The organism is Amycolatopsis saalfeldensis, assembly GCF_900110575.1.
GTDB lineage: Bacteria > Actinomycetota > Actinomycetes > Mycobacteriales > Pseudonocardiaceae > Amycolatopsis > Amycolatopsis saalfeldensis.
Map to the genome: position 1 here is coordinate 96,696 of NZ_FOEF01000002.1, position 15,022 is coordinate 111,717.

At 73.0% G+C, this 15,022-nt stretch carries 1 protein-coding gene (running past one end of the window); it reads left to right on the top strand.

The window, feature by feature from the left end; genetic code table 11:
• Positions 1 to 15,022: the 5' portion of a type I polyketide synthase gene (locus BMY97_RS04890; protein WP_091613167.1), read on the top strand. Its footprint extends 12,884 nt past the window's final position; 15,022 of the gene's 27,906 nt are visible here — the first part of the coding sequence; it begins with the start codon at positions 1 to 3; the stop codon falls past the right edge of the window.

Below are 15,022 nucleotides of genomic sequence, written 5' to 3' on the forward strand. Positions count from 1 at the left end.
ATGGACAACGAACAGAAGCTCAGGGACTACCTCAAGCGGGCCAGCGCCGATCTGCAGCGCGCCCGCCGGCGGGTGGACGAACTCGAGGAAGCCGCGACCGAGCCGATCGCCATCGTCGGCATGGGCTGCCGCTTCCCGGGGAACGTCGCCGGCCCGGAGGACCTGTGGCGGATGGTCCTCGCCGGTGAAGACGGCATTTCGGGCTTCCCGGCCGACCGCGGGTGGGACCTGGAGCAGGACGGCCTCGGCTCGTCCGCGCCCGACGCGGGCGGCTTTCTGCGTGGTGCCACCGAATTCGACGCCGACTTCTTCGGGATCTCACCGCGTGAAGCCCTCGCGATGGACCCTCAGCAGCGGGTACTGCTCGAAACCGCTTGGGAGGCCTTCGAACGGGCCGGGCTCGATCCGGCCCTGGTGCGGGGCACCCGGACCGGGGTCTTCGTCGGGGCGATGGCGCAGGACTACCGGGTCGGCCCGGGTGAGGGCGTCGAGGGCTTCCAGCTGACCGGCAGCACGACCAGCGTGATGTCCGGGCGCCTGTCCTACACCTTCGGCCTCGTCGGTCCCGCGGTGACGGTGGACACCGCGTGTTCCTCCTCGCTCGTCGCGATGCACTTCGCCGCCCAATCGCTGCGGGCCGGTGAATGTTCGCTGGCGCTGGCCGGTGGCGTCACCGTGATGTCCAGCCCGGCCACCTTCGTCGAGATGAACCGCCAGGGCGGCCTCGCGGTCGACGGGCACTGCCGCTCGTTCTCCGACGACGCCGACGGCACCGGCTGGTCGGAAGGGGCCGGAGTCCTTGTCCTGGAACGGCTTTCCGACGCCCAGCGCAACGGGCACGAGGTGCTGGCGGTCATCCGCGGCTCCGCGGTCAACCAGGACGGCGCGTCGAACGGGCTGACCGCGCCGAACGGCCCGTCGCAGCAGCGGGTCATCCAGCAGGCCCTGGCCAACGCCCGGCTCTCCGCGGCCGAGGTCGACGTCGTGGACGCGCACGGGACCGGCACCACCCTGGGCGACCCGGTGGAGGCGCAGGCCCTGCTGGCGACCTACGGGCGGGAGCGCGACGCGGCGCCGTTGCTGCTGGGCTCGGTGAAGTCGAACCTCAGCCACACCCAGGCGGCCGCCGGGGTCGCCGGGGTGATCAAGATGGTCATGGCGATGCGGCACGGCGTGGTTCCCCGCACGCTGAACGTCGGCACCCCGTCGTCGCATGTGGACTGGACGGCGGGCGCGGTCGAGCTGGTGACCGAACCGGTCGGCTGGCCGGAGACCGGTGCGCCCCGCCGGGCCGGCATCTCTTCGTTCGGCATCAGCGGCACCAACGCGCACACCATCATCGAGCAGGCACCGCGCGTCGAGGCCGCCGAGCCCACTGGGGACGCCGGTCGCGTCGATCCCGGTGTCGTGCCGATGCCGGTTTCGGGCAAGACCGCCGAGGCACTGCGCGCGCAGGCCGCGGCCCTGCTGTCCTTCGTGGACGAACAGCCGGACCTCGACCTCGGCGACCTGGCTTTCTCCCTGGCGACGTCGAGGTCGAGTTTCGAACACCGCGCGGTGCTGAGCGCGGCCGATCGTGAGGCGGCTGTCGCCGGGCTGACGGCGTTGGCCGGGGGTGCTTCCGCGCCGGGCCTGGTCCAGGGAACCGTCCAGGGCAGGACGAAACTGGCGTTCTTGTTCACCGGCCAGGGTTCGCAACGGCTGGGGATGGGCCGGGAGCTGCACGCCCGTTTCCCGGAGTTCGCCGCCGCGCTGGACACGGTCGCCGCGGCCCTCGACGTCCACCTCGACCGTCCGCTGAAGGACGTGATGTGGGGCGAGCAGCCGGAAACGCTGGAGCGGACCGACTACGCCCAGCCCGCGTTGTTCGCCGTCGAGGTCGCCCTGTTCCGGCTGATGGAGAGCTGGGGCGTCAAGCCGGACTTCCTCATCGGGCACTCGATCGGCGAGCTGGCCGCGGCCCACGTCTCCGGTGTCTTCAGCCTCGAAGACGCGGCGACGCTGGTGGCCGCGCGCGGGCGGCTGATGCAGGCCCTGCCGGGCACCGGCTCGATGGTCTCGCTGCAGGCCTCGGAAGCCGAGGTGGCGCCGCTGGTGCAGGGCCGGGAAGACCTGGTCTCGATCGCCGCCGTCAACGGGCCCGCTTCGGTGGTCGTGTCGGGTGACCGCGAGGCCGTGGACGAGATCGCGGCCCACTTCACGGCGCTGGAGCGCAAAACCCGGAAACTCGAGGTCTCGCACGCCTTCCACTCGCCCCAGCTCGAACCGATGCTCGGCGAGTTCCGCGCCGTGGTGGCGGGGCTTTCGGCGCAGGCGCCGCTGATCCCGATCGTGTCCACGGTGACCGGCGAGCCGATGACGGCCGAGCAGGCGCGGTCCGCGGGCTACTGGGCCGATCAGGTCCGCCACACCGTCCGGTTCGCCGACGGCGTCGGCTGGCTGGGCGAGCACGGTGCCGGAGTGTGGCTCGAACTCGGCCCGGCCGGCGTGCTGTCCGCGATGGTCCAGGCCTCGCAGGAGGACGCCGCCGCCTTCCCGGCGTTGCGGGCCGGCCGGCCGGAGGGCGCGGCGATCGCGTCCGCGGCGGGCAGCCTGCATGTGCACGGGGTCCGCGTCCGGTGGGACGCCTTCTTCGCCGGCACCGGCACGCGCCGGGTGGACCTGCCGACCTATGCCTTCCAGCACCGCCGGTTCTGGCCGAAGACCATGGGCGCCGAGGCCGGTGACCTGCGGGCGGCGGGGCTGGGCGCGGCCCACCACCCGCTGCTCACCGCGGCCGTCGCGCTGGCGGACTCCGACGGGTTCCTGCTGACCGGCCGGCTTTCCCGGCAGTCGCACCCGTGGCTCGCCGATCACGTTGTCGGCGGTGCGGTCCTCCTGCCGGGCACGGCCTTCCTGGAGCTGGCGATCCGGGCCGGCGACGAGGTCGGCTGCGACCGGGTCGAGGAGCTGACCCTGGCCGCTCCGCTGGTGCTGCCGGAGCACGGCGGGGTCCAGGTCCAGGTCTGGGTCGGCGCGCCCGACGAGTCCGGGAGCCGTTCGCTTTCGCTCTACTCACGGCCCGATGACGCCGACGCCGAGCTTCCGTGGGTCCAGCACGCGGCCGGGGTGCTGTCGATCGAGGACCCCGCGGAATCGTCCGATGCGGACTTCACTGTCTGGCCGCCGGCCGACGCCGAGGCGATCGACCTCGACGGCCACTACGACCGGCTCGCCGAGGGTGGTTTCGAGTACGGTCCGGCGTTCCGTGGTCTCACCGCCGCCTGGCGGCGCGGGGACGAGGTCTTCGCCGAGCTGGCGCTGCCCGAAGGCACGGACGCCGAGGCGTTCGGCATCCACCCGGCGCTGCTCGATTCCGCCTTGCACGCCTCGGCTTTCGCCGACCTCGACGGTGGCCTCCCGTTCGCGTGGGAGGGCGTCTCGCTCCGCGCGACCGGCGCCACGGCCGCGCGGATCAAGATCACCAGGCTGGCCGGCGACAGCATCTCCGTCGCGGTGGCGGACACCGCGGGCGAACCCGTCGCCTCGATCGACACCCTCGTGCTGCGCGCGATGGACGGGCACGCGCCGTCTTCTTCGATCGAGCGCGATTCGCTGTTCACCCTCGGCTGGAAGAAGGTCCGGGCCACCCGGGCGACGACGGCGTCCGTCGGCTTGCTCGGCGAGGACGTCTTCGGACTGGCCGACGCCGTTCGTGAATCGGGCCTGGCCGTCGAGACGCAGCTCGGTTCGACGTGGTCCGGCAGCACTGTTCCGGAGATCGTCCTGGTGCCGTTGAGCGGGGCCGGAACCGAGATCCCCGCCGAGGCGCACCGTCTGGCCGCCGAGGCGCTGGGCGTGGTCCAGGCTTGGCTGGCCGAGGAGCGGTTCGAGGCGTCCCGGCTGGTCTTCGTGACGCGCGGCGGCGACCTGTGCGCGGCGACAGTCTGGGGTCTTCTCCGGGCGGCCCAGAACGAGCACCCCGATCGCTTCACCTTGCTTGATCTCGACCCGGAGGCCACTGCGGCCGCCGGGCTTGTCGCCGCGCTGGGCGTGGCCGAACCGCAGCTGATGATCCGCGACGGCGTTGTGCTGCAGGCGCGGCTGGCTCGCGTTTCCCCGGCGGCCCCGGCCGAATCGCCCTGGAGTGCGGACGGGACGGTCCTGATCACCGGCGGCGTCACCGGGCTGGGTGGCGTCTTCGCGCGCCACCTCGTCGCCACGCACGGAGTGCGGCGCCTGCTGGTGCTGAGCCGGCGGGGTGCCGCGGCCGAAGGTGCCGCCGACCTGGTCGCAGAACTTGCCGAGCAGGGTGCCGAACTCACGATCGCCGCCTGCGATGTCGCCGACCGGGCCGCGCTGGCCGCGGCGCTGGAGTCGATTCCGGCCGCGCACCCGCTGGCCGCGGTGGTCCACACGGCCGGGGTGCTCGACGACGGGGTCATCTCCGCCCTGACGCCCGAGCGGCTCGACGCCGTCCTGACACCGAAGGTCGACGCCGCCTGGAATCTGCACGAGCTGACGCGTGAGCTCCCGTTGACCGCGTTTGTGGTCTTCTCTTCGGTCGCCGGGACCTTCGGCGCGGCCGGGCAGGCGAATTACGCGGCCGCGAACGCCTTCCTGGACGCACTCGCCGCGCACCGCCGCCGTGCAGGCCGGCCGGGAACCTCGCTGGCGTGGGGTCCGTGGGCGCAGTCCGGCGGCATGACCACCACGCTGACCGATGCCGATCTGGAGCGCCTCGCGCGGGCGGGGACACCGCCGGTCAGCGTGGAGCAGGGGGTCGCGCTGTTCGACGCCGCGCTCTCGGTGCCGGAAGCGGCGGTGCTGCCGGTCCGGCTCGACCTGGCGGCGCTGCGCGGGCTCGGCGACGTCCCGCCCTTGCTGCGCGGGCTGATCAAGACCTCCGGCCGGCGCTCGGTGATCGCGGGCAGCGGCACGGCGTCCGCGCTGGTGCAGCGGCTGGCCCGGCTCACCCCGGCCGACCGCGCCGACACGGTGCTGGACCTGGTGCGCACCGAGGTCGCCGCGACCCTCGGGCACACCGGGGCCGAGGCCATCGAACCCGCCCGGGCGTTCACCGACCTCGGCTTCGACTCCCTGACGGCCATCGAACTGCGCAACCGGCTCAGCCGCGCCACCGGGCTTCGCACCTCGGCGACGGTGATCTTCGACTACCCGACCTCGAGCGCGCTGGCCGCGCACGTGCTCGCCGAGCTGACGGAGTCGGAAGCCGCGGCCGACGCCCCGGCCGCCGTCACCCGCGCGGTGGCCGACGACCCGATCGTGATCGTCGGCATGAGCTGCCGGTACCCCGGCGGCGTGGCCTCGCCGGAAGACCTGTGGCGGCTCGTCCGCGAAGGCACGGACGCCATCTCGGGCTTCCCGGTGAACCGCGGCTGGGACCTGGGCTCACTCTACGATCCGGACCCCGACCACCTGGGCACGACGTACACGCGCGCCGGCGGTTTCCTGCACGACGCCGGCGAGTTCGATCCGGGCTTCTTCGGCATGAGCCCGCGTGAAGCGATGGCGACGGACTCGCAGCAACGGCTGCTGCTCGAGGCTTCCTGGGAGGCCATCGAGCGCGCCGGGATCGACCCCGTGTCGTTGCGCGGCAGCCGGACCGGCGTGTTCGCCGGGGTGATGTACAACGACTACGGCGCGATCCTGGCCGGCGGTGACTTCGAGGGCTTCGCCGGGAGCGGGACGTCGCCGAGTGTGGCTTCGGGCCGGGTTTCCTACACCCTCGGGCTGGAGGGCCCGGCCGTCACCATCGACACGGCGTGCTCTTCGTCGCTCGTCGCGATGCACTGGGCGATGCAGGCATTGCGCGCGGGGGAGTGCTCGCTGGCCCTCGCGGGCGGGGCGACGGTCATGTCCACTCCGGCTTCGCTGATCGAGTTCGCCCGTCAGCGCGGGCTTTCCCCCGACGGCCGCTGCAAGTCCTTTTCGGACGGCGCGGACGGCGTCGGCTGGTCCGAGGGCGTCGGCATCCTCGTCCTCGAACGACTTTCCGACGCTCGCCGCAACGGTCACGAGGTACTGGCGGTCGTGCGCGGGTCCGCCGTGAACTCCGACGGCGCGTCCAACGGCCTGACCGCGCCGAACGGCCCCTCGCAGCAGCGAGTCATCCGCCAGGCGCTGGCGAGCGCCGGACTGTCCACTTCGGATATCGACGTGGTGGAGGCGCACGGCACCGGCACCAGGCTCGGCGATCCGATCGAGGCACAGGCGCTGCTGGCCACCTACGGCCGGGACCGGGACGAGGACCGGCCGCTGCTGCTGGGCTCGGTGAAGTCCAACCTCGGCCACACCCAGGCCGCGGCCGGGGTGGCCGGGGTGATCAAGATGGTGCTGGCGATGCGCCACGGCGTGCTGCCGCGGACGCTCCACGCCGCCGCGCCCTCGTCCGAAGTGGACTGGACGGCCGGAGCCGTCGAGCTGCTGTCCGAGGAGGCCGGGTGGCCGGCCACCGGACAGCCCCGGCGGGCGGGGATCTCGTCCTTCGGGATCAGCGGGACCAACGCCCACACGATCATCGAGCAGGCACCGGCCTCGGCCCCGGTACAGCCGACGAACCCGCCGACGGATCAGCCGCGGCGTGAGCTGATCGTGCCGTGGCTGGTGTCCGGCAGGACCCGGGACGCGCTGCGCGCCCAGGCCGCGACCCTCAAGTCCTTTGTGGAATCCCGTCCGGAGCTGAGCACGGCCGACGTCGCGCTGTCGCTGGCCACCACCCGGTCGGCGTTCGACCGGCGGGCGGCGGTCGTCGGCGTGGACCGCGCGGAGCTGCTGACCGCGCTGGGCGCGCTGGCCTCGGATGCTTCGGCGAGCGGACTCGTCGAAGGTGAGACCGGCGGCGGGACCAAGCCCGCGATGCTCTTCGCGGGCCAGGGCAGCCAGCGTCCCGGCATGGGGCGCCACCTGGCCGGACGGTTCCCGGTGTTCGCCTCGGCCCTCGACGAGGTCACCACCCTGCTCGACGGTTCGCTCGACCGGCCCCTGCGCGAGATCCTCTTCGCCGAGGAGGGCACGGCCGAAGCCGAGCTGCTGGATCAGACGGGCTGGACCCAGCCCGCGCTGTTCGCGTTCGAGGTCGCGCTCTTCCGGCTGCTGGAATCGTGGGGGGTCAAACCCGCCGCCGTCGCGGGTCACTCGATCGGCGAGCTGGCCGCGGCCCACGTCGCCGGAGTGCTTTCACTGGCCGACGCCTGCGCCCTGGTCGCGGCGCGGGCGAAGCTCATGCAGGCCCTTCCGGCAGGCGTCGGCGCCATGGTGTCCTTGCAGGCCACGGAGGACGAGGTCAGTCCGCTGCTGACCGGTGGCGTGTCGCTGGCAGCGGTCAACGGGCCCGCGTCGGTGGTCATCGCCGGCGACGAGGACGCGGTGACCGCGCTCGCCGCCCACTTCGCCGGGCTGGGACGCAAGACCAAGCGCCTGCGGGTCAGCCACGCGTTCCACTCGTCCCACATGGACGCGATGCTCGACGAGTTCCGCGCGGTCGCGCAGGGACTGTCCTACGCGGAGCCGGTGATCCCGCTGGTGTCCAACCTGACCGGCGGGTTCGCCGCGGCCGAGCAGGTTTGTGCCCCGGAGTACTGGGCCGAGCACGTGCGCGGCACGGTCCGGTTCGCCGACGGCGTGACCGCGCTGCGGGACTCGGGCCTGACCACCTTTTTCGAACTCGGCCCCGACGGGGTGCTGTCGGCCATGGCCGCGGACGTCCTGGCCCAGGACGATCAGGGGGCCGAAGCCGTGCCGGCCCGGCGCGGGGACCGGCCGGAGGAACTCGCGCTGACCGAGGCGCTGGCGCACCTGCACGTCCGCGGCGTCTCGGTCGGCTGGCCCGCGTTCTTCGCCGGCACCGGCGCGCGCCGGACCGGCCTGCCGACCTACGCCTTCCAGCACGAGTTCTTCTGGCCCGAAATCGCCGCCGCGCCCACCGCCGACCCGGCCGACGAGCGGTTGTGGGCCGCGGTGGAGCAAGGCGACGCCGATCACCTCGCCGCCCTGCTGGGCCTGCGCGAGGACCAGCTTTCCTCGCTCGGCTCGGTACTGCCCGCGTTGACCTCCTGGCGGCAGGGACGGCGTGAGCGCTCCGTGCTGGACTCGTGGCGGTACCGGCTCGAATGGAAGCCGCTCCGCCTGCCCGTCACCCCGGCGCTCAGCGGCACCTGGCTTGTGGTCACCACCGAGGCGGTTGACGCCGAGGAGGTCACTGCCGCGCTCACCACGCACGGGGCCGAGGTCCGTCACTTCAGCGTCGACGAGCCGGGCGCGGATCTCGCCGAGGCAGCCGAGGGCGTGACCGGGATCGTCTCCCTGCTCTCCTCGGACGAGCAGGCGGACGAGGCCCTGCCGGTGCTGTCCCGCGGTCTGTCCTCGACCCTCGCGCTCATCCGGGCGATCGGTGCCGCCGGTCTCGAAGCTCCATTGTGGACGCTGACCCGGGGCGCCGTCTCGACCGGGCACTGGGACCCCGTGACGAGCCTGTACCAGGCCGCGGTGTGGGGGCTCGGCCGGGTCGCGGCGCTGGAGTACCCGCACCAGTGGGGCGGTCTGGTCGACCTGCCCGCGAGCCTGGACGAGGCCGCGGCCCGGACCTTGGTGAGCGTGCTCGCCGGGCTGGACGGGGAGGACCAGGTGGCCGTCCGGTCCGCCGGCGCGTCCGGCCGCCGGCTCGCGCGCTACCCCGTGGACGAGCTGCCCGGCGAGTTCACCGCGACCGGCAGCGTCCTGGTGACCGGCGGGACCGGTGCGCTGGGCGCCGAGTGCGCGCGCTGGCTCGCCGGCAGCGGCGCGGAAAACCTGATCCTGGTCAGCCGCCGCGGCGAGGACGCGCCCGGCGCGGGCGAACTGCGGGCCGAGCTGGAAGCGCTGGGCGCGCGCGTCGAGATCGTGTCCTGCGACGTCGCCGACCGCGCGGCGCTGGCGGCCGTGCTGGAGCGGGTCCCGGCCGAGCACCCGCTCACCGGTGTGATCCACACGGCGGGGACCGGGCAGTCGTCGCCGCTGCACGAGACCGACGCCGAGACGTTCGCCGGGATCATGTCGGCGAAGGTGTCCGGCGCGATCAACCTCGACGACTTGCTCGGCGAGACCGAACTCGGCTTCTTCGTGCTGTTCTCCTCGATCGCCGGGGTGTGGGGCAGCGGCGGCCAGAGCGCTTACGCCGCGGGGAACGCCTACCTGGACGCACTGGCCGGGCAGCGCCGTACCCGGGGCCTGGCCGCGACGTCGATCGCCTGGGGACCGTGGGCCGAGGCCGGGATGGCCACCGAAGAGGCCGTTTCCGACGACCTCGCCCGGCGGGGACTTTCGTTCCTGCGCCCCGAAACCGCGATGGCCGAACTCCGGCGGGCCGTGGCCCAGCAGGACGTCACCGTCACGGTCGCCGACGTGGACTGGGAGCGGTACTACCCGATCTTCACGTCGCTGCGGCCCAGCCCGCTGCTCGGAGATCTGCCCGAGGCCCGAGCCACCCTCGCCGCCGAGCCCGACGCCGCCGGCTCGGATTTCGCCGTCCGCCTGCGCGCGATGGCGGAGCCCGAACAACGCCGGGTGCTGCTCGACCTCGTCCGCACCGAAGCGGCCGTGGTGCTCGGGCACGCTTCCGCCGAAGCCGTCACGGAGCGACAGTCGTTCCGCGACGCCGGGTTCGACTCGATGACGGCGGTGGAGCTGCGCAAGCGGCTGGCCAAGGCCACCGGCCTGGCGCTGCCGGCCACGCTGGCCTTCGACTACCCGAACCCGGCCGCGCTGGCCGCGTTCCTGGGCGACGAAGCACTCGGTGCCGGCGACGCACTGGTCCCGGCGGTCACCGCAGCCCCGGCCGACGACGACCCGATCGCCATCGTCGGCATGAGCTGCCGCTTCCCCGGCGGCGTCCGGTCGCCCGAGCAGTTGTGGGACCTCGTCTCCCGGGGCGCCGACGCCGTCACCGACTTCCCCGCGGACCGGGGCTGGGACGGCGAAGGGCTCTACGACCCGGACCCGGACCGCCCCGGCCGCACGTACACCACCCAGGGCGGATTCCTGCACGACGCCGCCGAATTCGACCCCGGGTTCTTCGGCATCTCGCCGCGTGAGGCACTGGCGATGGACCCGCAGCAGCGGCTCCTGCTGGAGACCGCGTGGGAGGTCTTCGAACGGGCGGGGATCGATCCCGAGACGGTCCACGGCAGCCGCACCGGCACGTTCATCGGCGCCAGTTACCAGGATTACGGCGCCGGCGCGGACCTCGGCGGGTCCGAGGGCATGATGGTCACCGGCACCAGCCCGAGCGTGCTGTCCGGCCGGGTGGCCTACCTGTTCGGGCTGGAAGGCCCAGCGGTCACCGTCGACACCGCGTGCTCGTCTTCGCTGGTGGCGCTGCATCTGGCCTGCCAGTCGCTGCGCCGCGGCGAGAGCTCGCTCGCGCTGGCCGGTGGCGCGCACATCATGGCCAACCCCGGGCCGTTTGTCGCCTTCAGCCGTCAGCGCGCGCTCGCCTCCGACGGCCGCACCAAGGCTTTCGGTGACGGCGCCGACGGCATGATCCTCGCCGAGGGCGTCGGGCTGGTGCTGGTGGAACGCCTCTCCGACGCGCGCCGCCACGGGCATCCGGTGCTCGCCGTGGTGCGGGGCTCGGCGATCAACCAGGACGGCGCGTCCAACGGGATGACCGCGCCCAACGGGCCGTCCCAGCAGCGTGTCATCCGGCAGGCGCTGGCCGACGCGGGTCTGTCCACAACGGAGATCGACGCCGTCGACGGCCACGGCACCGGCACCGCGCTGGGCGACCCGATCGAGGCGCAGGCGCTCCAGGCGACGTACGGCCGCGACCGCGACCCGGAAAGCCCGCTGCTGCTCGGCTCGATCAAGACCAACATCGGGCACACGCAGTCGGCGGCCGGGGTCGCGAGCGTGATCAAGATGGTCATGGCGATGCGGCACGGGACGCTGCCGAGCACGCTGAACTCCGAAACCCCTTCGCCGCACATCGACTGGTCGCCGGGCACGATCTCGTTGCTCAACGACGCGGTGGGCTGGCCCGAAACCGGCCGCCCGCGCCGCGCCGCCGTGTCGTCGTTCGGCATCAGCGGCACCAACGCGCACACGATCCTCGAACACGTCCCGGAAGACGCTCCCGCCCCGGTGCTCGAGGGGCCGGCCGGCATCGTCCCGTTGGTTCTTTCCGGCAAATCCCCGGCCGCGCTACGCGGACAGGCGAGGGCGCTGAAGTCCGTTGTGGACGCCGAGCCGGATCTTCGGGACCTGGGGTATTCGCTCGTCACTTCGCGGACGCTCTTCGAACACCGCGCGGTGGTCCTCGGCAGCGACCACGTCGACGCTCTGTCCGGTTTGGACGCCCTGGACCGCCGCGACGGCTCCGCGGCCGGGGTGGTCAGCGGGACCTCGGACGTCGACGGCCGCACGGTCTTCGTATTCCCCGGCCAGGGCTCGCAGTGGGCCGGCATGGGCGCCCGCCTCCTGACGGAGTCGCCGGTGTTCGCCGAGCGGATCGCCGAATGCGCGGCCGCGCTGTCGCCGTTCGTCGACTGGTCCCTGATCGATGTCTTGCGCCAGGCCGAAGGCGCGCCGACCCTCGACCGCGTCGACGTGGTCCAGCCGGCCACCTGGGCGATGATGGTTTCGCTGGCGGCGCTGTGGCGCTCGCGCGGGGTCGAGCCCGACGCCGTGGTGGGCCACTCCCAAGGTGAGATCGCCGCCGCGGTGGTGGCGGGCGCGCTGTCGCTGTCCGACGGCGCCCGGGTGGTCGCGCTGCGCAGCCAGGCGATCGGCCGCACGCTGGCCGGCCTCGGCGGCATGATGTCGATCGCGCTGCCGGTCGGCGACGTCGAGGCGCGGCTTTCCGGCCGTGGCGCGGGAATCTCGGTCGCGGCGGTCAACGGGCCGAACTCGGTCGTCGTGTCCGGTGAGCCCGGGCTGCTCGACGCCCTGTTCGACGAGCTGACCGCAGAAGAGATCCGCGTGCGCCGGATCGCGGTGGACTACGCGTCGCACTCCGCGCAGGTGGAACTGCTCGAAGAAGAGCTTTCCTCGGTCCTGTCGGAGGTCCGTCCGCAGGCTTCGGAGGTCCCGTTCTTCTCGACAGTGACCGGTGACTGGCTCGACACCACCGTGATGGACGCGGGTTACTGGTACCGCAACCTGCGTCAGCGGGTCGAGTTCGGGCCCGCGATCGCCGAACTGGTGGCGCAGGGCCACCGCGTGTTCATCGAGTCCAGCCCGCACCCGGTGCTGACCACCCCGGTGCAGGACGTCGCGGACGCGGCCGGGGTCAAGGCCGTGGCCGCCGGTTCACTGCGGCGCGACCAGGACACCGCGGGCCGGTTCCTGACTTCGCTCGCCGAGGTCTTCGTGCGCGGGGTGCGCGTCCGCTGGCCGGATCTGTTCGACGGCGCACGCCGCGTCGAGCTGCCGACCTACGCTTTCCAGCGGGAGAGCTTCTACGCCGTCCCGATCGAGCCGGAAGCCGGCCTGGCGGCGGACGACGCCGAGTTCTGGACCGCCGTCGAGGAGCAGGACTTCGAGTCGCTCAGCGCGAGCCTCGACGTCGACGGTGCTTCACTGGCCACAGTGCTGCCCGCGCTTTCTTCGTGGCGGCGGCAGCGGCAAGACAAGTCCACGGTGGACTCGTGGCGCTACCGGGCCACCTGGAAGCCGCTCAAGGGTGTGGCCCCGGCCGCGCTGTCCGGGACCTGGCTGGTGGTGTCCACTCGAGACACCGAAGACGCTGAACTCGTCGCAGTGCTGGAAAGCCATGGCGCGCAAGCGGAACGGCTCGTGCTGGACGAGACCGCCATGGACCGTGGGGTTCTCGCCGGGCAGCTGAACGCGTTCGAGGGCGTTTCCGGAGTCGTCTCCCTGCTGGCCTTCGCGGAGCAGCCGAGTGAACTCCACCCCGAACTCGCCCTCGGCCTCGGGTTGAGCGTCTCGCTCGTCCAGGCACTCGGCGACGCCGGGATCGACGCTCCTTTGTGGAGCCTCACCCGCGGCGCGGTTTCCACCGGCCGTTCGGACCAGGTGCCCAACCCGGTGCAGGCGCAGGTGGCCGGCCTCGGCTGGACGGCAGCGCTGGAGGCCCCGCACCGCTGGGGCGGCGTCGTCGATCTGCCCGAATCCCTTGACGCGCGCGGCGGCCAGCGTCTCGTGAGCGTGCTGGCCGGGACCACTGGCGAGGACCAGGTCGCGATCCGCTCGTCCGGTGTGCTCGCCCGGCGCGTGGTCCCGGCCCCGGCCGGTGAGCCGGATCGCGCCTGGACCCCGCGCGGCACCACGCTGGTCACCGGCGGCACCGGGACGCTCGCCAAGCACCTGGCGCGGTGGCTCGCCGCGCAGGGCGCCGAGCACATCGTGCTCACCAGCCGGCGCGGGATCGAGGCGCCCGGCGCGCCCGAGCTCCTGGCCGAGCTGGTCGAACTGGGCGCCGACGCGGAAATGATCGCCTGCGACGTCGCCGACCGGGACTCGGTCGCGCGGCTGCTGGGCGACCTGAAGTCCGCGGGCCGGACCGTGCGCACGGTCGTGCACACCGCCGCGATCATCGAGCTCAGCTCGATCGACGGCACCGACATCGAGTCGTTCGCGCGGGTCATCCGGGCCAAAGTCCTGGGCGCGCAGCACCTCGACGAGCTGCTGGACGACGAGGAACTCGACGCCTTCGTGCTCTACTCCTCGACCGCGGGGCTGTGGGGGAGCGGGCTGCACGCCGCCTACGTGGCGGGCAACGCCTACCTGGCCGCGCTGGCGGAAAACCGGCGGGCGCGCGGACTAGCCGCGACCTCGGTCTCGTGGGGCATCTGGGCCGACGACCGCGAACTCGGCCGGGTCGACCCCGAGCAGATCCGGCGCAGCGGCCTCGTGTTCATGGAGCCCGCGCTGGCACTGGCCGGGCTCCGGCGCGCGCTCGACTCCGGCGACACGGCCGTCGCGGTCGCCGACGTCGACTGGGCGCGCTACCACCCCGTCTACACCTCGGTCCGGCCCACGGAGCTGTTCGCCGAGGTGCCCGAGGTCCGCCGGCTCACCGAAGCGGCCGAGGAAAGCCAGGGCGCGGCCGGGGAAGGCGAGTTCGCCGCGCGGCTGCGGTCGCTGCCCGCCGCCGAACAGGACCGCCTGCTCCTCGACCTCGTGCGCGGCGAAGCGGCGACGGTGCTGGGGCACGACTCGGCCGACGCGCTGTCGGAGCAGCGGGCCTTCCGTGACGTCGGCTTCGACTCACTCACTGCCGTGGACCTGCGCAACCGGCTGGCCACCGCCACCGGGCTGACCCTGCCCAGCACCATGGTGTTCGACTACCCGAGCCCGCTCGTGCTGGCCGCCTTCCTGCGCTCGGAAATCGCCGGCGCCGAGGTCACCACGATCGCGCCGGCGGCGTCCGGTGCCGATTCCGGCGATCCGATCGCCATCATCGGGATGAGCTGCCGTTACCCGGGCGGGGTCAGCTCCCCGGAGGACCTGTGGGAGCTGGTCACCCGCGGCGCGGACGTCATCTCCGGCTTCCCCGCCGACCGCGGCTGGGACGGCGACGGCCTGTTCGACGCCGACCCGGACAGCTCGGGCAAGACCTACTCGACGCAGGGCGGTTTCCTCGACGACGTCGCCGACTTCGATCCCGGGTTCTTCGGCGTCTCGCCCCGGGAAGCGCTGGCGATGGACCCGCAGCAGCGGCTCCTGCTGGAAACCGCGTGGGAGGCCTTCGAACGCGCCGGCATCGACCCCGCCGCCCTGCGCGGAAGCCGGACCGGCACCTTCGTCGGCGCCAGCTACCAGGACTACAACTCCCTGGGCGAAAGCGCTGCGGAGAGCTCCGAAGGCCACATGATCACCGGCACGCTCTCGAGCATCCTGTCCGGCCGGATCTCGTACCTGTTCGGGCTGGAAGGCCCGGCGGTCACGCTGGACACCGCTTGCTCGTCCTCGCTGGTGGCCCTGCACCTCGCCTGCCAGTCCGTGCGCAGCGGCGAAAGCTCGCTCGCGCTGGCCGGCGGGGTCAGCGTGATGTCCACTCCCAGCGCGTTCATCGGTTTCAGCC